Annotated in this window: 25 protein-coding genes; 20 read left to right on the top strand and 5 right to left on the bottom strand. The window is 32.2% G+C overall.

The genetic code is table 11. The features are described from left to right. From GFV01_RS07160 to GFV01_RS10290, 6 genes are all read left to right on the top strand, one after another. Positions 1-285, top strand: a complete 285-nt coding sequence (locus GFV01_RS07160) for a rhodanese-like domain-containing protein (protein ID WP_160542430.1) — start codon at positions 1-3, stop codon at positions 283-285. A gap of 97 nt (positions 286-382) precedes the next feature. After that, positions 383-841: an META domain-containing protein gene (locus GFV01_RS07155; protein WP_160565912.1), complete on the top strand. Its 459-nt coding sequence runs from the start codon at positions 383-385 to the stop codon at positions 839-841. Between the two features lie 136 nt (positions 842-977). Further along, positions 978-1,247: a 30S ribosomal protein S15 gene (gene rpsO / locus GFV01_RS07150; RefSeq protein ID WP_105297112.1), complete on the top strand. Its 270-nt coding sequence runs from the start codon at positions 978-980 to the stop codon at positions 1,245-1,247. Between the two features lie 264 nt (positions 1,248-1,511). After that, positions 1,512-3,659 (top strand): polyribonucleotide nucleotidyltransferase, encoded by a 2,148-nt coding sequence (gene pnp, locus GFV01_RS07145; protein ID WP_160542431.1) that lies wholly within the window; start codon positions 1,512-1,514, stop codon positions 3,657-3,659. 305 nt (positions 3,660-3,964) lie between these two features. Continuing rightward, positions 3,965-4,495 carry an exosortase family protein XrtF gene (xrtF, locus tag GFV01_RS07140; RefSeq protein ID WP_160565909.1) on the top strand — a complete coding sequence of 177 codons (531 nt, stop codon included), beginning with the start codon at positions 3,965-3,967 and terminating at the stop codon, positions 4,493-4,495. A gap of 4 nt (positions 4,496-4,499) precedes the next feature. Next, the gene (locus GFV01_RS10290) at positions 4,500-4,943 is read left to right on the top strand and encodes an exosortase F system-associated protein (RefSeq protein WP_160565906.1); all 444 of its coding nucleotides are present in this window, start codon (positions 4,500-4,502) and stop codon (positions 4,941-4,943) included. Here GFV01_RS10290 and GFV01_RS07130 read toward each other — a convergent pair. The 4 genes from GFV01_RS07130 to GFV01_RS07115 form a co-directional block, all read right to left on the bottom strand. Beyond that, positions 4,930-5,211: a hypothetical protein gene (locus tag GFV01_RS07130; RefSeq protein WP_160565903.1), complete on the bottom strand. Its 282-nt coding sequence runs from the start codon at positions 5,209-5,211 to the stop codon at positions 4,930-4,932. The genes GFV01_RS10290 and GFV01_RS07130 overlap by 14 nt on opposite strands. Positions 5,212-5,248: 37 nt before the next feature. Further along, a complete protein-coding gene (gene rlmB, locus GFV01_RS07125) occupies positions 5,249-5,992 on the bottom strand; it encodes a 23S rRNA (guanosine(2251)-2'-O)-methyltransferase RlmB (protein WP_160565900.1) in 744 nt (247 codons plus the stop codon). A gap of 64 nt (positions 5,993-6,056) precedes the next feature. Then, positions 6,057-6,680, bottom strand: a complete 624-nt coding sequence (gene yihA / locus GFV01_RS07120; RefSeq protein WP_160566068.1) for a ribosome biogenesis GTP-binding protein YihA/YsxC — start codon at positions 6,678-6,680, stop codon at positions 6,057-6,059. 11 nt (positions 6,681-6,691) lie between these two features. Continuing rightward, positions 6,692-7,456: an alpha/beta fold hydrolase gene (locus GFV01_RS07115; protein WP_105297106.1), complete on the bottom strand. Its 765-nt coding sequence runs from the start codon at positions 7,454-7,456 to the stop codon at positions 6,692-6,694. Between the two features lie 196 nt (positions 7,457-7,652). On the opposite strand from GFV01_RS07115, the gene mraZ reads away from it, so the two are divergent. Genes mraZ through GFV01_RS07045 form a run of 14 tightly spaced genes read left to right on the top strand, consistent with a single transcriptional unit; the run spans position 7,653 to position 23,386 of the window. After that, a complete protein-coding gene (gene mraZ / locus GFV01_RS07110) occupies positions 7,653-8,120 on the top strand; it encodes a division/cell wall cluster transcriptional repressor MraZ (protein WP_105297105.1) in 468 nt (155 codons plus the stop codon). Further along, the gene (rsmH, locus tag GFV01_RS07105; RefSeq protein WP_160565896.1) at positions 8,107-9,015 is read left to right on the top strand and encodes a 16S rRNA (cytosine(1402)-N(4))-methyltransferase RsmH; all 909 of its coding nucleotides are present in this window, start codon (positions 8,107-8,109) and stop codon (positions 9,013-9,015) included. The genes mraZ and rsmH overlap by 14 nt, the downstream gene beginning before the upstream one ends. Further along, positions 9,008-9,358: an FtsL-like putative cell division protein gene (locus GFV01_RS07100; RefSeq protein ID WP_160565894.1), complete on the top strand. Its 351-nt coding sequence runs from the start codon at positions 9,008-9,010 to the stop codon at positions 9,356-9,358. The genes rsmH and GFV01_RS07100 overlap by 8 nt, the downstream gene beginning before the upstream one ends. After that, complete coding sequence (locus tag GFV01_RS07095; protein WP_160542439.1) at positions 9,351-11,315, top strand: penicillin-binding protein; 1,965 nt, start codon at positions 9,351-9,353, stop codon at positions 11,313-11,315. The genes GFV01_RS07100 and GFV01_RS07095 overlap by 8 nt, the downstream gene beginning before the upstream one ends. Then, complete coding sequence (locus GFV01_RS07090) at positions 11,312-12,769, top strand: UDP-N-acetylmuramoyl-L-alanyl-D-glutamate--2,6-diaminopimelate ligase (protein WP_160565892.1); 1,458 nt, start codon at positions 11,312-11,314, stop codon at positions 12,767-12,769. The genes GFV01_RS07095 and GFV01_RS07090 overlap by 4 nt, the downstream gene beginning before the upstream one ends. Before the next feature lie 5 nt (positions 12,770-12,774). Next, on the top strand, positions 12,775-13,998 hold the full coding sequence (gene mraY, locus GFV01_RS07085) for a phospho-N-acetylmuramoyl-pentapeptide-transferase (protein ID WP_160565890.1): 1,224 nt from the start codon (positions 12,775-12,777) through the stop codon (positions 13,996-13,998). A gap of 6 nt (positions 13,999-14,004) precedes the next feature. Next, on the top strand, positions 14,005-15,339 hold the full coding sequence (murD, locus tag GFV01_RS07080) for a UDP-N-acetylmuramoyl-L-alanine--D-glutamate ligase (RefSeq protein ID WP_160565888.1): 1,335 nt from the start codon (positions 14,005-14,007) through the stop codon (positions 15,337-15,339). Positions 15,340-15,342: 3 nt separating this feature from the next. Beyond that, positions 15,343-16,533 (top strand): FtsW/RodA/SpoVE family cell cycle protein, encoded by a 1,191-nt coding sequence (locus GFV01_RS07075; RefSeq protein ID WP_160565886.1) that lies wholly within the window; start codon positions 15,343-15,345, stop codon positions 16,531-16,533. After that, positions 16,520-17,620, top strand: coding sequence for an undecaprenyldiphospho-muramoylpentapeptide beta-N-acetylglucosaminyltransferase (gene murG / locus GFV01_RS07070; protein ID WP_160565884.1), 1,101 nt, complete (start codon positions 16,520-16,522; stop codon positions 17,618-17,620). The genes GFV01_RS07075 and murG overlap by 14 nt, the downstream gene beginning before the upstream one ends. 3 nt (positions 17,621-17,623) lie before the next feature. Further along, the gene (gene murC / locus GFV01_RS07065) at positions 17,624-18,985 is read left to right on the top strand and encodes a UDP-N-acetylmuramate--L-alanine ligase (RefSeq protein ID WP_160565881.1); all 1,362 of its coding nucleotides are present in this window, start codon (positions 17,624-17,626) and stop codon (positions 18,983-18,985) included. Further along, a complete protein-coding gene (locus GFV01_RS07060; protein ID WP_160565879.1) occupies positions 18,969-19,697 on the top strand; it encodes a cell division protein FtsQ/DivIB in 729 nt (242 codons plus the stop codon). Before murC ends, GFV01_RS07060 begins: the two co-directional genes overlap by 17 nt. A gap of 2 nt (positions 19,698-19,699) precedes the next feature. Beyond that, complete coding sequence (gene ftsA, locus GFV01_RS07055) at positions 19,700-21,076, top strand: cell division protein FtsA (RefSeq protein WP_160542446.1); 1,377 nt, start codon at positions 19,700-19,702, stop codon at positions 21,074-21,076. A gap of 14 nt (positions 21,077-21,090) precedes the next feature. Continuing rightward, entirely contained in the window at positions 21,091-22,917 is a 1,827-nt protein-coding gene (gene ftsZ, locus GFV01_RS07050; protein WP_160565877.1) for a cell division protein FtsZ, read from the top strand. 22 nt (positions 22,918-22,939) lie between these two features. Next, positions 22,940-23,386 carry a GatB/YqeY domain-containing protein gene (locus GFV01_RS07045; RefSeq protein WP_160542448.1) on the top strand — a complete coding sequence of 149 codons (447 nt, stop codon included), beginning with the start codon at positions 22,940-22,942 and terminating at the stop codon, positions 23,384-23,386. A 107-nt stretch (positions 23,387-23,493) separates the two neighbouring features. Here GFV01_RS07045 and GFV01_RS07040 read toward each other — a convergent pair. After that, positions 23,494-24,926 (bottom strand): T9SS type B sorting domain-containing protein (locus GFV01_RS07040; RefSeq protein ID WP_160565875.1); only part of this gene is annotated, 1,433 nt, incomplete at its 5' end.

The following is a 24,926-nucleotide window of genomic DNA, read 5'->3' as shown; positions in this document are numbered from 1 at the left end:
ATGGATCTAAAAGAACTTTTGAAAAAAAGCTCGGCAACCCTTCTGGATGTAAGAGAAAAAGAAGAATTAATTAAAGAAGGAAAAGTAGAAGGAGCTATTTTAATTCCTATGAATGAGATACCATCTAAAATAGAAGAAATTCGCAACTTTTCTACCCCACTTATAGTATTTTGCAGATCAGGAATACGATCCGAAAAAATAGTTAACTACCTCAAAAAAGAAGGATTTAATGATATATATAATGGCGGTGGATTTAAAGAAATTAATCAATTGTTAAATTCCTAATTTATCCTGAATTTATACTTTGGCAAAATATTTGAGATAACGCTTTAAAAGTTAAAAAAGGCTTATAAAAGCTTAAAAATTTAATTTAATATAATATATGAAAAATTTAATTAAAATTAGTATTACCAGTTTATTCTTATTATTTTTAGGTACTACATTTCAAAGTTGTAATTCTACCAAAAATGTTGCACAAAAAGTGGATGATAAAGAATTACAAATTAAACTAAGAGGTACATGGTATCTAACTTCTATAGACGGTACGTTAGCAACAAATTCATTTAAAGGAGAAATTCCTACTTTATATTTTGACTTTGATAAAAACAGAACCAATGGTAATGCAGGATGCAATCAATATAACGGTTCATTTGCTCTAATTGGTAATGTATATAATCCTAGTCCAATGGTTTCAACTCTTATGGCTTGTCCTGAATACAACCAAGAGCCTAGATTTTTAGAATTAATGGGTAAAAGAAGTACCTTAGTATTTACCAATTACACTTTACAATTTGTTCAAGATGGTAAAGTAGTACTTGAATTTGCTCCGTTAACAAAATAAGTAAATACTAGTAAGATACAGCAAACTATATAAATAAGAGTGTATTTTTCACAAAAGCACTCTTATTTTCTTTACATCTAAAAAAAAGTTATATATTTGCTGCTCAATACATAATAATCATTAAAATAATATTGGCATGTATCTAACATCAGATGTAAAAAAAGAAATTTTCGCTAAACACGGTAAAGATGAAAAAAATACCGGTAGCGCAGAAGGACAGGTAGCTTTGTTTACCTTTAGAATTAACCATTTAACACAGCATCTTAAAAGAAATCATAAAGATTTCAATACTGAAAGAGCTTTAGTGGCATTAGTGGGAAAAAGAAAAAAATTACTTGATTATCTAAAGAAAAAAGATATCAACAGATATAGAGCAATTATTGCAGAATTAGGTATTCGTAAGTAAAAGAAATTATAAAGAGGCAATTTATCAATTGCCTCTTTTATTATCTTTTGAAAAAAGCACGAAAAGAAAAAAGTTTAATTTTATAAGTTATTCATTTTATATATTTTAACACACTGAGCACTGAATTCCATTAATCTTCATTATTTTAATGGACTTGAGTGTTCTCTGGTGTTTTCCTATTTAAGATAAGTAACTAAATATTTTATCAACACTACCTTTTCTTTTTGCTTTATTATATATTTATTAACAAATTTTTTATTTTTTATGGAGATTCCAAAAGCAATTACAGAAAAAATTGTCTTGGATGATGGAAGAGAAATCATCTTAGAAACCGGAAAACTTGCTAAACAAGCAGATGGCTCTGTGGTAGTTACCTGTGGTGGAACCATGTTATTAGCAACAGTAGTGGCTGCAAAAGAGGCTAATCCCGGAGTAGATTTTCTACCTCTTACAGTGGATTACAGGGATAAATTCTCAGCCGGAGGACGTATTCCGGGTGGATTTATGAAAAGAGAGGGAAGACCAACGGATGAGGAAATACTAACCATGCGATTGGTAGACCGTGTTCTACGCCCTTTATTTCCCGACGACTTTCATGCCGAAATACAGGTTATGATTCAACTTATTTCGTACGATGGCTCCATACTTCCCGATTCATTAGCAGGACTAGCGGCTTCAGCAGCTATAAGCATCACTGATATTCCTTTTAACGGACCAATTTCTGAAGTTCGGATTATTCGCCATAATGGAAAGTACATCATTAATCCGAGCCTTGCTCAAATGGATGAAGGATTTGATCTTGATATAATGGTGGGTGCTTCCAAAGATTCAATCGTTATGATTGAAGGAGAAATGAGCGAAATTTCTGAAAAAGATATGATCGATGCAATTTCAGTAGCTCATGAAGCCATTAAAAAACAAATTGATGCTGAAGAAAGATTAGCCGCTAAGGTTGGAAAATCTCAGCCTAAAAGGGAATATTGCCATGAAACTCATGATGAAGAATTAAGAAGTGCTATTACAGAATTTTCCTATCAAAAAATTTATGATATAGCCAAAACACCTTCTGAAAAACATGAGAGAAGCGAAAAATTTGATGCTGTTTTAGAAGAATTTTTATCAAGATATACTGAAGAAGAATTAGAAGAAAAAAAATCTTTAGCCGCTACTTATTTTCATGATGTACAAAAAGACGCTGTTAGACAACTTATATTAAATGAAGGCATTCGTTTAGACGGTAGAGACACAAAAACTATCCGACCTATTTGGTGTGAAGTTAATTACCTTCCTGGGTCTCACGGATCAGCCATTTTTACACGCGGTGAAACTCAATCATTGACTACTGTTACCCTAGGTTCTTCATTGGATGCTAATCGAGTGGACAATGTAATATCTCAACACGAAGAAAAATTCTATTTACATTATAATTTCCCGCCGTTTTCAACCGGTGAAGTTAGACCGGTAAGAGGGGTTTCTCGTAGAGAAATAGGTCATGGAAATTTAGCTCAAAGAGCCTTAAAATATGTTATTCCAAAAGATTCTCCTTATACTATACGTGTTGTTTCCGACATTTTAGAATCTAACGGTTCTTCTTCAATGGCAACTGTTTGCGCAGGAACATTAGCATTAATGGATGCGGGTATTAAAATAAAGAAACCTGTATCCGGTATAGCCATGGGGTTAATCACTGATAAGGATTCAGGCAAATGGAGCGTTCTCTCTGATATACTTGGAGATGAAGACCATTTAGGAGATATGGACTTTAAAGTAACCGGTACTGCCGACGGTATTACCGCTTGCCAAATGGATATTAAAATTCAAGGGTTATCTTTTGAAATTATGGAAAAAGCTTTGAATCAAGCGAAGGAAGGACGTTTACATATTTTAGGTAAAATATTGGAAACCATCTCCGCTCCTAATGATCATTTGAAACCCAATGCACCTAAATTGGTATCTTTGGAAATTCCTAAAGACTTTATTGGCGCTGTTATCGGACCCGGAGGAAAAATCATTCAACAACTTCAAAAAGATACAGACACTGTAATTACGATTGAAGAGAGTAATGATGTAGGAAAAGTTGAAATATCGGGAGTTGATCAAGCCAAAATTGATGAAGCAATTGAAAAAATTAAACAAATAGCTTTCGTTCCTGAAGTTGGAGCTACTTACAAAGCTAAAGTGGTTTCAATAAAACCTTTTGGAGCATTTGTTGAGATTTCTAAAGGTGTTGAAGGATTGGTTCATATTTCCGAGTTAGAATGGAGACGTTTGGAAAAAGTTGAAGATTCCGTTAAGCTTGGAGATATCATCGAAGTGAAATATTTAGGTGTAGACGATAAGAAAAAGATTAAACTTTCAAGAAAAGTCTTATTACCTAAACCTGAAAAAAAGGATTCTGAAAGTAAAAAATAATACTTTATAATAAAAAAAGGTTGAAAATCATTTCAACCTTTTTTTATTTAGTTCATTGAATGAAATATATTTTATAAAAATCAGATTTTACCTACTTTTTTACGCATATTGGTAAAGCCCTTATTTTCAACTACTTATTATTTGAATAAAATATTTAATATAGTATTACCAAAAAATTGAAATAATCCGACCAGTTCTCATCTTAACTATATAACTTAAAACTTATATTTAAAGTATAAGTTATTTAGTATTTTCAATACTTATAATTATAATAATTTATATTTTTATATTTTAGTTTCTTTTTCATGAAAGAATATAGGCCCATATTTATAAGTTTACTTAAATTTTTCTCTGTTTATTTAATTTTAACAGCACTTTATTATTGGTATCTTACTTATTATCAAAATGACCTGGCGACCTGTGATATTTATACTTTTAACGTTGCTAAACAATCGTCTTGTTTACTCCAATGGATTGGCATTACCAGTCAGGCGATCCATGTAGATCATGAAAATTTCATGCGTTTTTATATCAATAATAAATTTGTTAGCATTGTAAATGAGGGCTGCAATGCTTTGTCAGTAATTATTCTTTACCTATCGTTTATAATAGCTTTTGCTAATTCTTTCAAAAAAACCTGTATTTATCTGTTTATCACTATCTTATTTATATACTTAATAAACATTGTAAGGATAAGCTTTATTAATTATATATTTTATTTTTATCCGCAATATGGAAAATTCAGCCATGACTATTTATTTCCATCAATTATATACGGATTAATAATTATTTTATGGATTGTATGGATTAAATATTTCATATTTAAAAAGAAATAAAAATATGAAAAAAACAGGTAAAATTATTGGAATTCTACTAAGCATACTTGCTTTAATTTTGGTACGAAAATTTGAAACCACTTTGTTTTATGATCCTCTACTCTCATTTTTTAAACAAAAAGATTTTAATCATCAAATTCCCCCTGAATTTAATCTCATAAAACTTACAACGTCTCTTATCTTTCGATACGGATTAAATTCTATTATAACGCTTGTGATTATATATTTATGGTATAATGATAAAAAAATAATGAAAGTATGTTCCTATATTTTAAGTATTGGATTCCTTATTTTTATATCCCTTTATTTATTTTCCTTACTAACAAATTTTAGTTTGGGTTACATGCCAACATTTTATATAAGAAGAGTTTTAATTCAGCCTATATTTTTACTGTTGCTTATACCCGCAATATATTATTATAAGAATTTACCCACTAATTCCCGCTAGGAGTATCGTTATTGGTTGTGGTTTCTTGATTTTGTAGCTTATTTCTCATAACTTCTCTTTCGGCTTCTCTAGCTTTTCTTTTTATACTTTGCGTTTTACTGCTATAACCGCCAATAGCACCTAATATGAGACCTATTCCGGAACCGGCCAATAAACCAATAACTAATGTAATTGTTAAAAAGGGTTCTTTTGATCCATTACATTGGATGTACCCTAAGGCTATTCCCAGGATTAAAAATAGAATACCAATAATTATTGAACTTTTCATTATTATAATATATTTTAGATAATAAATTTATGAAAATTTATTTATTTGAGTTTAAATTCTGCCTTACCACTTCGTATAAAAAGGCGCCACAAGCTACAGATACATTTAAAGAATCCGTTTTACCATAAATAGGCAGCTTTAATTTTGCATCAGAATTTTTAAGCAGATCCCTTGAAATTCCTTTTTCTTCATTTCCTACAATAACAGCTAACGGAAGTTCCAACACTTCATCATATAAATATGTATCTGTTTTCTCAGTAGCACTAACAACTTTTATACCACTTAGCTTTAAAAACTCCAATACTTTTAACAAATTCTTCTCCTTGCAAATTTTTAAATTGTAAATAGCCCCCGCAGACGTTTTAATAGAATCCGAATTGATTGGAGCCGAACCTTCATCAGGAATAACTATGATATCAACACCAACAATTTCTGCAGTTCTGCAAATTGCTCCAAAATTTCTAACGTCAGTTAAATGATCTAAAATAAGGACTAATGGCATTTTCCCGTCTTCAAACAATTGAGGTATAACATCCTCAATTGCAAAAAATTGTACCGGTGAAAGAAAAGCACATACACCTTGATGATTTTTACGGGTCAATCGATTCAATTTTTCAATCGGAACATACTTAACACGAATTCCCGCTTGTGAAAATTTCATCTTCAAGACTTTAATATTATCTCCTAATAAACCATTTTGAATAAATACCTTATCAAAAGTTTTTCCTGCCTCTAAAGCCTCCATAACAGGCCGTATTCCGAATATAAAATCTTTTTCCATATTTTTAAATGAGGGTAATTTATAAATATTTAGTCAAGCTTCTACTAATTATTGGGTTAGATTATTAATCCCCAAAATAAACTTTATTTCTTGCCAAATATTTATTGGTATCTTCAATAAAAGAAAGTATTTCTTCTTTTCCAATCTTCTTTTCAGATGAAGATTTAAACATTTCAGGAAGATCATCCCAAGTTTTACGTAATTCTTGAGAATACTTTTTAAAATTAAAAGAAAACTCTTTTTGAGTGACTTTATCCAACTTGGTAAAAATTAATGAAAAAGGGATACCTGATTCTCCCAGCCAGTTGATAAAATCTATATCAATTTTAAGAGGTAAATGACGAGCGTCTATTAATACAAAAAGGTTTACTAAATTTTTTCTAGACAACACATATTTTTCAATCATCTTAGAAAATTCAGCCCTATTCGTTTTAGAAGCTTTCGCATATCCATATCCCGGCAAATCTGTTAAATACCAGTTGTCATTAATTAAAAAATGATTAATCAATTGAGTCTTTCCGGGAGTGGATGAAGTTTTAGCTAACCCTTTTTTATTGGTAAGCATATTAATTAAAGATGATTTACCTACGTTAGATCTGCCTATAAAGGCATATTCAGGCTTATTGCCTTCCGGACAATCTTCAATTAATTTACTGCTTTTTATAAATTCTGCTGAATATATATTCATGATTTGATTTTCTACAATTTCATCTCTTTCAGCCAATTAAAAAGAATTTCATTAAATTCAATCGGTTTTTCCATCATTGGCGAATGACCGCATTGATCTACCCAAAATAATTGAGAATTAGGAATTCCTTCATGAAATTCTTCCGCTACTTCCGGTGGAGTTACATTGTCTTGTTTTCCCCAAATCAGACATGTCGGTTGATGAATATTTTTTAACTCTTTAGATAAATTATGCTTGATGGCACTTCTTGCAATGTGAATTGTTTTTAAAACTTTGCTCCTGTCAGACAAGGTTTCGTATACTTCTTCAACTAATTCTTTAGTGGCAATCTTAGGATCATAAAAAACCTCTTCCGATTTCTTTTTTATATAATCATAGCTGCCTCTTTTAGGATAGGATTCTCCAAAACTTCTCTCATACAATCCTGAACTACCGGTTAAAACCAAAGAATCAACATATTGAGGTTTTTTCAAAGAAATCATTAATCCTAAATGTCCGCCTAAAGAATTCCCCAAAATAATGGATGGCTCATCAACAACCTTTTGTAGAAAGCTAATCACATAATTAGTTAATCCCATTACGTTAGTCCTCAAAGTAGGAAGAGAATATAAAGGAAGTTCAATAGAATACACCTTATAGCCATTTTTGGAAAAAAAATTAACCTGATCCGAAAAATTGCTTAAACTACCCATTAAACCATGCAATAAAACTATTGGTTTGCCTTCTCCCTCTACCGTATATGCAAATTTTTTTTCTTTACGAAGATTAAAAATCATTAGTCAATCTTATTGCTGTGCAGATGCAAAAATACATCATTTATTACTAAATAAAAACATTATTTACTAATAACTTTCCTTCTTTATGTATTTAAATATCCTTTTTTTACCGAATTATTTAGCCCACAAAAGTTATCAACAAAAGTGGGTAAAAGTGGAGCAAAGTGGAAAATAATTTCTAATTTTGAAGACTAATATGGTAAATCTTATTGGAACATATGAATGCACCCTTGATTCAAAAGGAAGAATGTTGCTCCCCTCAGGTTTGAAGAAGCAAATGGATACCCTTTTGCAAGAAGGTTTTGTTCTAAAAAGATCCGTATTTCAACCCTGTTTAGAGCTTCACCCCATGTCTGAATGGAATCAGGTAATGGGCAAAATAAATAAATTAAACCGTTTTGTAAAAAAAAATAATGATTTTATTCGCCAATTTACAGCCGGTTTAAAAAATGTGGAAATAGACACCAGCGGACGTTTACAGATAAGTAAAGATTTGATACAATTTGCTAAGCTAGAAAAAAATATTGTAGTAGCAGCAGCTATTAATGTTATTGAAATATGGGACAAGAACCTTTATGAAGATTCTGTTAATGTAAATGATTTAGACTTTGCCAATTTAGCAGAGGAAGTAATGGGTAATATATCTGAAGATGAATTATCATAAGCCTGTATTATTACATCCAAGCGTAGATGCTTTAATTGCAAACCCAAATGGCACTTACGTGGATTGCACTTTTGGCGGCGGAGGGCACTCTCGTTTAATTTTGGAAAAATTATCTCCTGAAGGAAAGCTGTTTGCTTTTGATCAAGATTATGATGCAATTGCTAACCTTATTCAAGATAGTCGCTTTACCTTCATTCAACAGAATTTTCGTTATTTGAAAAATTCGTTGCGATTTTATAAAGTAGACGCTGTTGATGGTATACTTGCCGATTTAGGGGTTTCATCCCATCAATTTGATATGCCGTTAAGAGGTTTTTCTACCCGATTTGACGGCCCACTAGACATGAGGATGAACAATAAACAATCCCTTAGTGCAAAAGATATTATTAACAACTATACAGAAGATCAATTAGCTGAAATTTTTTATTTATATGGAGAATTAAAACAATCCAGAAAAATTTCAAGAGAAATTATAGAAGCAAGAAAAGAAAAACATATAGAAACAACCTCAGATCTTAAAGTAATTTTTGAAAAGAGCATTCCCCCTTTTAAACAAAATAAATTTTTCGCTCAATTATTTCAAGCACTTAGAATTGAAGTAAATGACGAATTAAACGCTTTGAAAGAGCTATTAACTCAAAGCTATGAAATGCTTAAGCCGGGAGGAACATTGGTGTTTATCTCCTATCATTCGCTTGAAGATCGATTGGTTAAAAAATTTTTAAAAACAGGATTATTTAAAGGAGAGCCGGAAAGAGATATTTACGGGAATTGGGACAAACCTTTTGATATTCCATATTCAAAAGCTATAATCCCGAATCAGGAAGAAATTTTAGATAACACAAGAGCACGTAGTGCAAAAATGCGAATAGCAACAAAACGGTACAATGGCTAAAAGAAGAGCTAAAAATAAAAAAGGTAGAACTATTTTAGATATACTAAAAGGAAAATTTTTAGTAGAGGGCGATGCTTTTTCCGTTTGGAAGTTTATTTTATTTATGATGATTTTGTCTCTAATTTCAATTTCTTCTTCTCATATAGTTGACGAAAAAGTAGTTGAAATTTCAGAGTTAAAAGAAAAATCAGAAGAATATAAAGCCCGATATGCTTTAATACATAATAAACTAATGAAATTGAAAGTAGAATCAGAATTGGAGGACATGGTCATCTCTGATTCACTTCATGCATTAGATAAACAACCTTATAAAATTTTGGTACTTAAAGTTAAAGATGAATAATGAGCGAAAAAAAATATTAGCACGTACCTACTTGGTTGCCGCACTTATTTTATTATTTGCGGTATCCGTGTTTGCTCGCCTTATTTATATTCAAACTCATGATACCGAAAAATATAAAAATCTTGCTCAAACCACCAATTTCCGAAATGTAGAGGTTGTAGCCGCAAGAGGTAATTTATATGCGTCGGACGGTATCTTACTTGCCACCACGATTACTAAATATGATATATATATGGATATGAAAACTATCCGTAACGAATTGTATCAAAATAATATTGGAGCATTATGCGATTCTTTGCAAAAAATGTTTAAAAAGCCAAGCTTTTATTTTTATTCAAAATTAAACGAAGCAAGAAAAAAAGAAAATCAATACTTAAAACTAGCCAAAGGTCTTGATTACGAACAATTTGCCAGACTTAAAAATTTTCCAATCTTAAACAAAGGAAAAAACAAAGGAGGCTTTATAGTTGAAAGAAGAACCGAGAGAATAAAAACCATTTCAGGATTTGGAATCAGAACCTTAGGATTTGATGATGAAAGAGGAAAATCAGGGTTAGAAGGTGCATTTTCTTGTTATTTAAAAGGTAAAAACGGGAGAGAAATCCAACAAAGAATTAATCAAAAACAGTGGAAACCCATTAATATAGAGTTAGAACCTCAAGATGGTAATGATGTGTATACAACTATAGACATGAGGATTCAAGACATTGCTTATTCTGCTTTGCAAGAACAACTTGAAAAATCTGAAGCGGATCATGGTTGTGCTATAGTTATGGAAGTTGCCACCGGTAAGATCGTTGCCCTTACCAATCTTCAACGAACAAAAGACGGAGGATACGACGATTTACGAAATTTTGCTGTATGGGAGGCTGCAGAACCGGGATCAACATTTAAATCAATATCTATGTTGGCTCTTCTGGATGATGGATATGTAGAACCGAATACCACGGTTGATATTGGCCCCGGGTATTGGAAATATTACAAACATACCATTCGAGATGATCACGGAAGCGGTATTATCACTCTATCACAGGTTCTTTCTCAATCGAGCAATGTGGGAATTTCTAAAACGGTAGATAAATATTTTTCTAAAAATCCGCAAGATTTTTTAAATAAAATAAATTCATGGGGCATTAATAAAAAAACTGACATTGATATACCCGGAGAAAGCGCTCCTTACATACCTAAATACGGTAAAAAATGGAGTCCGGTTACCCTTGCTTGGATGTCATTCGGTTATGGCGTAAAACTTACTCCGCTGCAAATTCTTACTTTTTACAATGGAGTAGCTAACAACGGCAAATTAATGAAACCTCAACTTCTGTATAAAATTGAATCAAAAGGTATCGTTACCGAAAAATTTACGCCTATAGTAATAAATCAAAAAATGGCTTCCCAAAAAGCAATTAACGATTTAAAGAAAATGTTAACCTATGCCGTGGAAACAGGAACGTCAAAAAGTATTTATACACCGAATTTATCAATGGCCGGTAAAACAGGAACTGCTCAGGTGGAATACTGGAATAAAGGAAAAGGCAGATTATATCAAGCCTCTTTCTGCGGATTTTTTCCCGCAGATCATCCTGAATATTCGTGTATAGTAGTCATTAATAAACCAAAAAAAGGATTTTATGGATCTCAGGTTGCGGCTCCTGTATTTAAAGAAATAGCAGGTAAAGTATATCTTAAAAAACCATTAAATCTGCCCAAAGAAGATAAATCTAAAGAGTCACAAAATATAAATGTATTATTAACTAAAAACCAAAAGCTAACTATTAGCCCATCTACTGCCTTGGTTCCAAACGTAATTGGCTATTATGGAAAAGATGCTATCCCCGCTTTGGAAAACCTGGGATTAAAAGTAGTTTATTCAGGAAATGGAAAAGTCATTGAACAATCCATAATTGGCTATCCTATAAAAAAAGGTATGACTGTATATTTAAAATTAAGCGCATGAAAAAGCTTTCAGACCTATTATATAAAGTATCCATTGAAAAACTAATTGGTAATGTTGGTTCTTCAATTAAAAATATTTCATTTGATTCAAGGAAAATTGAATCGGGATATATTTTCTTTGCGATAAAAGGATACGATTTAGACGGTCATAAATATATACCCCAAGCTATAACCCAAGGGGCGTCTGTTGTCGTATGCGAAGAACTTCCTGAAGAGTTATCAGATTACGTAACTTATGTTCAGGTTAAAAATTCAAGCATAGCTTTAGGTATAGTCGCTTCAAACTTTTATGACAATCCTTCCGAGAAATTGACACTTGCAGGGATTACAGGAACTAATGGTAAGACGACCACAACAACTTTACTCTATAATTTATTTACACAATTAGGTTTTCGTTGTGCTTTACTTTCAACAATTGAAAACAGAATTTCAGATAAAGTTTTAAATTCAAATCATACGACTCCTGATCCTATTACCATAAACCAATTACTAGCTCAAGCAGTAGACGAAGGTTGTCAATATGCATTCATGGAAGTCAGTTCGCACGGAATACATCAAAATAGGTTAGCAGGGTTAACTTTTAAAATTGGAGCTTTTACAAATATCACGCATGACCATTTGGATTATCACCAAACGTTTTCCAATTATATTGCTGCAAAAAAGAAATTTTTTGATGAATTACCAAAGACCGCCATTGCGATCACTAATATGGATGATAAAAATGGTCTTATAATGCTTCAAAATACGAACGCTAAAAAAGTAACCTATTCCTTAAAATCAAATTCAGAATATAAGGGGAAAATTATTGAGAATAGATTAGACGGAATGTTGTTACAATTTAATAATCAAGAATTTTGGACAGTTTTAGCAGGAAAATTCAATGCATACAATGAACTTTTAGCTTATACTATTGCTTCTGAATTAGGCTTTGATTCTTTAGGTATTGTAACGGCATTAAGTAAATTACAACGAGTGAAAGGACGATTTGAAACCTATGTGAGCGATGACAAAAAATACATTATTGTGGATTACGCCCATACTCCCGATGCGTTACAAAACATTTTGGAGGCCATCAATCAATCTCGTACCAGAAATGAAAAACTAATTACTGTTTTTGGTTGTGGAGGACATAGAGATAAAGAGAAAAGACCCAAAATGGGAAATATTGCCACTCGATTATCCGATTTAGCTATTATAACATCCGATAATCCCAGAGATGAAAATCCGGATGAAATAATACAAGAAATTGAAACAGGAATTGAACCTCAAAATACCAATAAATATTTATCCATAACAGATAGAAAACAAGCCATACGAACAGCCATTAAAATGGCAGCACCTAAAGATATAATCCTGATTGCAGGAAAAGGACATGAAAATTATCAAGAAATTAATGGAAAGCATTTTCCATTTGATGATATGAAAATAGCTAAAGAATTATTAAAAAACACATAAAAAGGATGCTTTACCACTTATTTGATTATTTAAATGTAAATTATTATATACCCGGAAGCGGTTTATATAGATATATTACATTCCGAGCCTTAGCAGCGGTATTTACATCTCTATTTATCTCTTTAATTATTGGTAAAAAAATTATCAATTTCCTTCGAAGAAAACAATTAGGTGAAACAGTAAGAGAACTGGGACTTAGCGGACAAAAAGAAAAAGAAGGTACTCCGACTATGGGGGGAATTATTATCATCTTGGCAACGTTGATTCCGGTACTTTTATTTTGTAAATTAAACAACATCTATATTATTATATTGGTCATATCGACCATTTGGATGGGAATTATTGGATTTTTAGACGATTTTTTAAAAATTCATAAAAAAAATAAAGTCGGATTAAAAGGTAAATTCAAAGTTTTAGGTCAGATAAGTCTCGGTATTTTTGTGGGAGTAGTTTTATATACAAATAAAGATATAGTAATCAAAGAAAAAATTGAAGGCTCACATAATATAGAATTCGCAAAAGATTTCTATCCCAAAGAAAAAACATTTAAAACTACTATTCCATTTTTTAAAAACAATCAATTTGATTACGGAAAAGTTCTCAAATGGATAGGAATGGATGAAAAAGAATCAGAAGATTTGGTATGGATCATTTTAATTCCGGTGGTTATAACTATTGTTACTGCAGTTTCTAACGGAGCCAACCTCACCGACGGGATTGATGGACTAGCAGCAGGAAGCTCAGCAATTATTGTTACCACACTAGCTTTATTTGCTTATGTGTCCGGAAATATAATGATGGCGGATTACTTAAATCTGATGTATATTCCTAATTCGGGCGAAATAGTAATATTTTCGGCAGCCTTTGCCGGTGCTTTGATCGGCTTTTTATGGTATAACACGTATCCGGCTCAAATATTTATGGGAGATACGGGAAGTCTTACGATCGGAGGCGTTATCGCAGTTTTAGCTATAGTTTTAAGAAAAGAACTACTAATCCCTGTATTGTGTGGAATATTTTTAATTGAAAATCTTTCTGTAATACTCCAGGTAATTTATTTTAAATATACTAAGAAAAAATACGGAGAAGGAAAAAGAATATTTTTAATGTCTCCCCTTCATCACCATTTTCAAAAATTAGGATATCACGAAAGTAAAATAGTAACCCGTTTTTGGATTATTGGAATTATGCTGGCCATATTCTGTATCATAACCCTAAAAGTAAGATAAAAAGAAATGAAAAGGTTAGTTATATTAGGAGGTGGAGAAAGTGGCGTAGGTGCAGCCATATTAGGAAAAAAAGTTGGATTTGACGTTTTTCTTTCCGATATGGGTTCTATAAAAGAAGAATATAAAGCGATTTTATCTGAAAAGGGAATTCCATTTGAAGAAAAACAACATACAGAGGCATTAATACTCAATGCTGATTGGATCATAAAAAGCCCGGGAATCCCTAAAAAATCACCCATAATTCAAAAAATTAGTGAAAGTCAAATTCTTATTTCATCAGAAATTGAATTTGCCTCACAATATACCGATGCTACACTTATTGCAATTACCGGTTCAAATGGTAAAACAACCACTACCTCATTAACCTACCATATGTTTAAAAAAGCTGGTTATTCTGTTGGATTGGCAGGAAATATCGGTAAAAGCTTTGCTTGGCAGGTAGCTGAAGAAAATTTTGATTATTATATACTTGAAATTAGCAGTTTTCAGTTAGATGACATTCAAAACTTCAAGCCTCATATAGCTATGGTTTTGAATTTAAGTCCTGACCATCTCGATCGATATGAATACACCTATCAAAAGTATATCGATGCAAAATTTACAATAACTAAAAATCAAGATCCTAAGGATTATTTTATATATAATGAGGATGATCCAATGACTACTAATTGGTTTCAAAATCATAATACCAAAGCGCAAAAGCTTCCTTTTTCTTTACATATGAAAATTGAAAACGGAGCTTTCAGCAATCATGAAAATATAAACTTCCACATTAACTCAGATACTTTTAAAATGAAAATCAACGAATTAGCACTTACAGGAAAACACAATATTGCCAATTCCATGGCAGCAGGAATTGCCGGAAAACTATCTAAAATTAAAAATGATTTCATAAAACAAAGTTTAATGGATTTTGAAGCGGTTGAACACCGTTTGGAATTTGTTTTAAAAATTAATGGAATTAATTTTATCAACGACAGTAAGGCGACCAATGTAAATTCTGTTTATTATGCTTTAGAAAGTATGAAAACACCGGTGATCTGGATTGTGGGAGGAACTGACAAAGGAAATGACTACAGTGAACTGATTCCATTTGTTCAAAGAAAAGTCAAAGCCATAGTTTGTTTAGGTGTTGATAATAAAAAAATAATTGATACTTTTCAAGATATAGTTTCAAACATTGTTGAAACTAAATGTATGAAAGATGCCGTAAATGCAGCCTATAGTTTAGGCTCAAAAGGAGATTCTGTACTTCTTTCACCTGCATGTGCAAGTTTCGATCTATTTAAAAATTATGAAGATCGAGGAAATCAGTTTAAGGAGGAAGTTAGAAAACTTTAATAAATGAGAAAATTAAAACAATACTTTAAGGGAGATATAACTCTTTGGGCAGCGATATTACTGATTTCGTTAGCTTCCTTCTTACCCGTATACTCTGCCAGTTCGAATTTGCAATATGTAGTCGGACAAGGATCTGTTTTGGGACATTTTGCTAAACATGCCGGGTTTATCATAGTCGGAATAGGTATTGTTTTTATTTTTCAAAAAATTGATTATAAATATTTTGGCGGATTTTCCAAATTATTATTACCGGTAGTTATTTTTTTATTGATACTTACTTTAATGCAAGGAAAAAGTATTGATGGAGCGAATGCTTCTCGTTGGTTGAAACTTCCGGGGGTTCCGTTTGCCTTTCAAACCTCTGTTTTTGCGGCATTAGTATTAAATATATATGTTGCCCGATATCTTGATAGAATTAAAGATAAAGAAATAACTTTCAATAATAGTTTTGTACCTATTTTACTACCTATTTTTATGGTAGTCGGACTTATATTTCCTGCAAACGGATCAACGGGAATTTTAATTTTTTTGATGGTTTTAGCTTTATTGTTTATCGGGGGATATCCTATCAAAATATTACTTTCAATTATCGGGGTTGGTATAATTGTGGCTATTCTTTTTATAACAATCGTGTTGGAATATCCGGATATGTTTCCCGGCCACAGGGTTCATACGTGGAAGAGCAGAATTGAAAACTTTGCTGGAGAAGATGGAGAAGAAAGTTACCAGGTACAACAAGCTAAAGCAGCTATAGTTCAGGGCGGTATTATACCCAGAGGACCGGGAAAAAGCGCTTTTAAGCAATCTTTACCTCAATCTTCTTCGGATTTTATATTTGCTATTATAGTAGAGGAATACGGTTATGCAGGTGTGTTTTTATGTTTTTTCCTTTATTTACTTATACTCTGGAGAATCATTGTTATAGCCACTAAGGTGGAAAATATATTCGGTACTTTATTAGTGGTGGGTATTGGTTTACCGGTTATATTTCAGGCATTTTCCAATATGGCTGTAGCCGTTAATTTAATTCCGGTTACCGGACAGCCTCTACCCATATTAAGTTACGGAGGAACTTCCATGTGGGTAACTTATATGGCTTTAGGGATTATTATTAGTGTAAGTCGTGAAATTGTTTCAAATGAAAACACAGTTAAAGAAAATAATAAAGGAGATATAAATTATGAGATCGCCTAGATTTATAATAAGCGGGGGTGGAACCGGTGGACATATTTTTCCTGCAATTGCCATTGCAGATGAAATAAAACATCGTATTCCTAATGCAGAATTTCTGTTTATAGGTTCAGAAAATAAAATGGAAATGGAAAAAGTACCTCAAGCCGGTTATGCTATTGAAGGATTATGGATCTCAGGAATTTCACGATCGTCCATGCTGTCTAACTTTAAATTTCCTTTTAAAATTATTTCGAGCCTAATAAAATCACGAAAAATTATTAAATCTTTCCAACCGAATGCGGCAATAGGTACCGGCGGATATGCATCCGGGCCTGCTTTATATGTTGCAGCTCAAGCAAACATTCCCACTTTTATACAGGAACAAAATTCATTTCCTGGTATTACCAATAGAAAACTTGCAAATAAAGCCAAAGGAATTTTTGTTGCTTATGAAGGCATGGAAAAATATTTCCCAAAAGATAACTTATATGTTACCGGAAATCCTGTTAGGAAATCTTTATTTGGAACTATAACTCAAGAACAAGCCAAAAAAGAATTAGGACTCGATCCATCGAAATTGGCAATTTTATCTATAGGAGGGTCTTTAGGCTCGAGAACTATCAATAATTTTTGGAAGGAAAATTCCAAGATAATTGCTGATACCAATATTCAAATCATATGGCAAACCGGAAAATTGGATTATTCAGACATTAAAGCCAATAACAACTTAAAACACAACAATATATTTATTTTTGAGTTTATAAAAGATATGTCCGTTGCTTACGCTGCCGCTGATATCATTATATCTAGAGCCGGAGCAATAGCCATATCGGAATTAACCTTAGCCGGAAAGCCAACAATACTTATACCTTTCCCCTTTGCTGCAGAAGATCATCAAACTAAAAATGCCCGGCAATTAGTTAACGCAAACGCTGCAAAAATGGTAAAGGATTCGGAGGTTTCTCAAAAATTATTAAGCGAGATACAAAATCTTTGTACAGATAAAAAAGAAAGAGAACTATTGTCTGAAAATATTGTTAAATTGGCTAAACCAAATGCTACGGAAGAAATTGTAACTCATATATTAAATGAATTGAAAATTTACTAGTCTATGAAAGATATTCATACATATAAAAATTATTACTTTATAGGAATTGGAGGAATAGGAATGAGTGCTTTGGCTCGTTATTTCAAATTTTCCAATGCAACCGTGTATGGATATGATAAGACTCCTACTAAACTGACTCATAACCTGGAAAAGGAAAATATATCTATTATTTTTGAGGATACGATATCATTACTTCCGAAAAATATTTCCAAAGAGGATACGGTAGTGATTTATACACCTGCTATACCTGAAAATTTAAAAATTAAACACTATTTTATTGAAAAAGGATTTACACTTTTCAAACGATCGCAAGTTTTAGGTGAAATCACTAAAAGTACTTTGTGTTTAGCTATTGCAGGAACTCATGGAAAGACGACAACTTCAACCTTATTAGGGCATATTTGTAAGTATGCAAATTTACCCGCTACTGCTTTTTTAGGCGGTATTTCTGCCAATTATAATTCTAACTTCATTTACAATGGGTCCAAGATTTCCATTGTTGAAGCTGATGAATTTGATCGGTCCTTCTTGTCTCTTTCTCCAAACATGGCAGCTATAACATCTACAGATTCAGATCACTTGGATATTTATGAAAATCATGAAAATATAATTGAATCTTTTAATCAATTTGCGGACTTAATTCCCGAAAACGGATTTTTAATAGTTAAAAAAGGGTTACCCATTAATGCAAAACACCTTACTTATTCAGCTCATGAAAAGGCAGATTATTATGCTGAAAATATACAGATAATCAATGGGCAATTCCATTTTGATTTAGTAACGCCTCATCAAATTATAAAAGATTTTATTGTACCCATACCCGGAAAACACAATGTAGAAAATGCAATAGCCGCTTTAGCAATCAGCTTACAACTAGGTATTGAAGCCGATATACTTCGTAAGGCTTTAATTGATTTTAAAGGGGTTTTACGAAGATTTAATAAACATATATTTGAAAATAATAAAATTTACATCGATGATTATGCCCATCATCCAACTGAAATCAATGCTGTTATCGATACAATTAGAAATTTGTATCCTACCAAAAAATTACTAACAGTATTTCAGCCTCACTTATATTCAAGGACCGCTGACTTTGCAGAGGATTTTGCTAAAAGTCTCAGCAAAACAGATACGCTTATTTTATTGGACATCTACCCGGCCAGAGAAACTCCTATCGAAGGAATAACTTCGGAATGGTTGGCGGATAAAATACAACTTGATGACAAGGAAGTATGCTCGATTGATAATGTTTTAAAAAGTATTAAGACAAAAGATTTTGATGTGCTCTTAACCATAGGAGCCGGTAATATTGATACCTTATATGATCCCATTATAAATTGGCTTAATGAAATTAAAATATAGATTAATTAAAATTTTTTTATTACTAATTGTACTAGGATTTTTGATGAACTTTGCAGTTCGAAGACATAATGATAAAAGTATAGATAACGTCAGTATTCTAATTGATAATTCTGATTATATACATTTTATTACCAATGCCATGGTTTATGACATTGTCAATCGATCTTCAAAAAATGAAAAGAAAGCCGGTAAAATAAAAGATATTGATATTTCAAAAACCGAAGAAAATTTGGATACCATACCGTTTATTTCAAACAGTAATGTTTATATAGACTTAAATGGTTCCCTAAATATACATGTGAGTCAAAAAATTCCAATTGTTCGAATTAAGACTCCCAGTGATGAATTTTATTTGGATCAAAACGGTACGAAATTTCCTCTGTCCCAAAACTTTTCATTGCCTTGTTTACTTGTAAGTGGTGATATTAAAGCAGAGGAATATAAAAAATTAGTAAAATTATCTCAATTAATAAGTGAAGATAAGATATTAAAAAATCACATTATAAGCATTGATAAAGACAAAAAAAATAGTTATAATTTACTTTTAAATGTAGCCGGAGTATATATAGAATATGGTGATCTTAAAAACAATCATCAGAAACTTACAAATCTAAAAGAATTTTACAAACAATATCTAGATTATGTAGGTTTTGGCGTTTATAAGAAAATAAGTTTAAAATATGACAATCAAATAGTTGCAACAAAGAGATAAATATGGACAACAACAACAATATTGCAGTAGGTTTGGATATAGGCACAACAAAGATTGTTGCTATAGTTGGGCAAAGGAATGAACATGGAAAATTGGTTATTCTGGGAATGGGAAGAGCTAAAAGTTTAGGCGTTCATCGGGGTGTAGTAAATAATATTACTCAGACTATTGATTCAATAAAAAAAGCAATTTCTGAGGCTGAAAAAGCAGCAAATTACAAAATTACCGATGTTACTGTTGGAATTGCAGGACAACATATTAGAAGTCTTCAACACAGCGATTATATTTCCAGACCTAACTTTGAAGATGTTATTGACGATACGGATATTGAAAAGTTAAAAGAACAAGTACATAAACTAGTCATGCTTCCGGGAGAAGAAATTATACATGTTCTTCCTCAAGAATACAAGGTTGATTCTCAATCTGAAATTATTGAACCGAGAGGTTTCCACGGTAGCAGATTGGAAGCTAATTTTCATGTAGTAGTTGGTCAAATTTCTTTAATTAGAAATATTGCCAGATGTGTTAAAGAAGCAGGATTAAATTTAGTTGGTATAACATTGGAACCCCTTGCCTCTTCGGATGCGGTTTTGAGTCAGGAAGAAAAAGAAGCCGGAGTTGCTTTGATCGATGTAGGAGGAGGTACAACGGATATTGCCGTTTTTAAAGACAATATTATCCGTCATACAGCGGTAATACCTTTCGGAGGAAATGTGATTACTGATGATATCAAATCAGGTTGTTCAATTATTGAAAGACAAGCAGAAATTTTAAAAGTTAAATATGGTTCTGCCTGGCCTTCTGAAAATAAAGAGATTGAAGTCATCAGTATACCCGGATTACACGGAAGAGAACCCAAAGAAATTACCGTTAAGAAATTATCTCAAATTATACATGCAAGGGTTGAAGAAATTATTTCCTTAGCTTATTTAGAGTTAAAAAATTACGGATGTGAGGAGCAAAAGAAAAAATTGATTGCCGGAATCGTAATGACGGGAGGTGGTTCTAAGTTAAAGCACTTAAGGCAATTAACAGAATATACCACAGGTATGGATGTTCGCATTGGTTATTGTAATGAACATTTAGCCGGAGGACAGCCTGAAGAATTAGCCAGTCCTGAATATGCTACTGCCATAGGATTATTAATGACAGGGCTCAATAATCTTGAACTAAAGAAAAATAAAATTCAACAGGAAACTAAAAATATAAAGAAACCTGAAGTTTCTTCAGATATTCCGACTGAAAATTCTAGTACAACTACCCTAAATATTGAGCAAAAAACTTTGAAAGAAGAAAAGAAGAAAAGTAAAGAAAAGAAAAAATCTATATTCGCTTCTTTTCAAGAAAAATTTATTAAATATATTAACGATACAGAATAAACAGATAGAATACAATGGATAATACAGAGAACAATAAGCTATTTTTTGAGCTGCCCAAAAATAAAACTTCAGCCATCAAGGTAATTGGTGTCGGAGGTGGAGGAAATAATGCTGTTGGTTATATGTATGATCAAGGCATTACCGGTGTAGATTTTATAATTTGCAATACGGATGCACAGGCATTAATCAATAATCCTATCCCAAATAAAATTCAGTTGGGAAATACCATTACGGAAGGTTTAGGAGCCGGAGCCAATCCTGAAATCGGAGAACAGGCTGCTCTAGAGAGTATAGATGACATTAAAAATGCTTTAGGTGATCAAACTAAAATGGTTTTCATTACCGCAGGAATGGGAGGAGGAACCGGTACAGGAGCGGCGCCTATTATTTCGGGTATTGCAAAAGAAATGGGTATTCTAACTGTTGGTATTGTCACTATTCCTTTTTCTTTTGAAGGTAAATCGCGATTGGAACAAGCAGAAAAAGGTCTTGAAAAAATCAGGAAAAACGTTGACTCTTTAATTGTCGTAAAAAACGATAAGTTGAGAGAATTGTATGGAAACTTGGGTTATAAATCCGGATTCTCAAAATCCAATGAGGTGCTAAGCACAGCTGCTAAAGGAATTGCTGAAGTTATTACCAAAAATTACTCCATCAATATAGATTTACGTGATGCTAAAACCGTTCTGGCAGATAGCGGAACTGCCATCATGGGATCTGCTGTTTCTTCTGGACCTAACAAAGCCCAGGATGCTATCATGGCAGCCTTGGACTCTCCTTTGCTTAATGATAATAAAATTACGGGAGCTAAGAATGTATTATTGTTAATCGTATCCGGTGATGATGAGATAACAGTAGACGAAATAGGTATCATTAACGATTACATTCAATCTGAGGCCGGTAACAGTACAAATATTATTATGGGTATCGGTGAGGATGAAAGTTTAGGAGATAGTATCAGAGTAACTGTCATTGCAACCGGTTTTCCTGTGGACGATGAAAGAAACAGCGGTAAAGAAAAAGAGAAGATCGTACATACGTTAACTGATGATTTTCCAACTTCTAATCCCTTGAATTTAGGAAATGCAAAAGCTGCAAATTTCAATAGTCAAAAAGATAATAGATCTGATGAACCACAAATAATTTCTTCAATTAATAAAGGAAATTATATTCAGGAAAAAAACGAAGAAAAAACGATTCAAAAAATAATAACTCTAGAAGATGAAGAAGAGGTAACCACTTTTGGAATATCTAACAGAAAAGATCCGATTGTTCCCTCTTTTCCCATTGATGAGGAAATAAATATTATTAAAAAGGATGTATATCCTCCCCAAAATAATGAAACAACTTTATTTTCTAATACAGAAAATACATTTAAGGAAATCAAAGAAGATAAACTTCCCGAGCCTCCTGTAAACCAATCGACTATATTCACTTTAGATGAAGCTGAGGATTTTACTCAAAAAGTAAATTTTCAAACAGAAACCGAAGAATTGAGTTCTTATAATAACAAGTTTCAGCTTCCTGAAGAAAAAAAGGAAATTTTCACAGAAGATCAAACCGTTTCTGAAGATAAAAATTATTCTTCAGAATCCTTGAATGAGCTTATGGAGAAAAAAATCCAAGAAAGAAGAGAACGATTGAAAAAACTGAACAGCAAATTTCAAGGATTATCTAAACAAAATGTTGATGAAGTAGAAAAAGTTCCGGCTTATAAAAGACAAGGCATTAATTTAGATGAAAATATAGATTCTAATAAAAGTTCGGATATGTACTTTAACAAAAATTCTAATGAAGTTCAAATCCGACCGAATAATTTTTTCCATGATAATGTTGATTAGTCCCTAACTAAAACAAATAATTATGAGCTTAGAAACTAAAATAATGGATGCGATGAAAGTCGCCATGAAAGATAAAGATAAAGTAGCATTGGAATCATTACGTGCTATTAAATCTCAATTATTATTACTTAAAACAGATGGTAAGACGGAAGATATTTCTCCGGACCAGGAAATTGCTTTATTACAAAGATTGGTTAAGCAAAGAAAAGAGGCTTATGAACAATTTTTAGCTAACAACAGGAATGAATTGGCTGAAAATGAATTAGCACAAGCAAAAGTCATTGAGCAATTCCTTCCAACACAACTTACTCCTGAAGAATTAGAAAAAGAACTTCGAGAGATTATAGCCGAAACCGGTGCTCAAGATATCAAAGATCTGGGAAAGGTTATGGGCATAGCTTCAAAAAAATTACAAGGAAAATCCGAAGGAAAAACAATATCAGAAACTGTTAGGAAGTTGTTGTCCTAATTTATCTTTTGTATGTAAGCCGATAATATCAGTCGGCTTTTTTAAATTAAAAAAGACATTCGTAAATGAATGTCTTTTCTATTTTGTATTGTTTATAAGCAAACTTTTTATCGATCTGATTCATTGTAATTCCTTAACATAATCCAACCGGTAAATTCTCTCCCGTCGGCAATAGTAATTATGTACCAATAGGAAGATGTCGGCAGATTTCTGCCTAAGTGTTTTCCGTCCCATACAAAACATGTATTAGAGGTTTCTTCAAAAACTTGTTTACCGTATCGGTCAAAGATTTTAACTTGAGAATTTTCGCCTTTAAACAAATCTAATCCGCATACTCTCCATGCATCGTTAAAATTATCACCGTTGGGAGTTATCACATTATTAATTCCGAAAATTATTCCTTTGGATGTTATAGCATCACAAGAATTGGCAACGGAACGTACATAGAATGTATAAATTCCTTGTTTTAAATTAGTAAATGTGTTACTTCTTTGCCAATTTATCTTATCGATGGAATATTCCAACGGAGCCGGTCCATTTGCTATTACAGTTATATAATCTTTTCCTTGCTGTAATTCAACAATAATCGGTTCTTCCAATAATTTAACTTCTATTTGATGCGTAGTAGTACAGCTGATATTATAATTTAAAATTTTAGTATGTTCAACCGTATAAATACCTATGTCTCTAACATTTTCCAGATATTGACCGGTTCCAACTAATTTTCCTTTGAAATACCATCGGATTTGATCGTATCCATCATCTCCTGCGTCTAGTGTTGCAGCATATCTTGGACAGATATAAACTATTTCATTAGGAGGCGTTGGAGAAACATAAGGAATCAACTCTACTTTTGCTACCGATGGACAAAAATCATCATCTATATTATCCACACGAACATATACATATCCTTTATTACTTTTATAATTAGATAATTCGGGTTCTTGTATTTGTTTTGAAGGTTTACCCATTGCTTCATCTTTCAAGGCATTATTTGCATCCCTTTCGGTTCTATAAAAACGAATTGTTGAATTGGGTTGATTTTTAAATAAATGTTCAACTAACGGAAGTTGAAAATACGCGTATCCGTCTTGATCTCCATCACAAGCATATAGGGTAGCATCATTAAGTTCTACAGGATCATTGGTTTCAAATTCTATTTTTGTAATGCCGATACATTCGGTTTGAATATTTTTAATTCTACAATAAATTGAATCGGATAAATTAAAATATTTGTTTTTATCTAATACCCCTGTTCCGTTCAATGCTTTTTTATATCCTTCATGATAGGTTATTTCATATACGCGTTGATCTAAATAATTATGTCCTGATTTATCTTTAATTTTAGGATCAAGGTCTTTGAGTAACAGGTCATCATATTTTCCATTATTGTCTCCATCACATACAAATTGAGGTATCAGTTGTGGACGTGGCGTTTCTTTTTGGGTAATTGTTATTGTTCCTTCATTTCCACAGCCGTTCTCTTTGTTTTCAAATAGGACTTTTATTTCTACTTTCTTTTCTCCTACAGGGGGTTCGT

Source organism: Apibacter sp. B2912 (assembly GCF_009827835.1).
Taxonomy (GTDB): domain Bacteria; phylum Bacteroidota; class Bacteroidia; order Flavobacteriales; family Weeksellaceae; genus Apibacter.
Note: the sequence above shows the minus strand (reverse complement) of the source record. Positions and strands in the feature narration are given on the sequence as shown.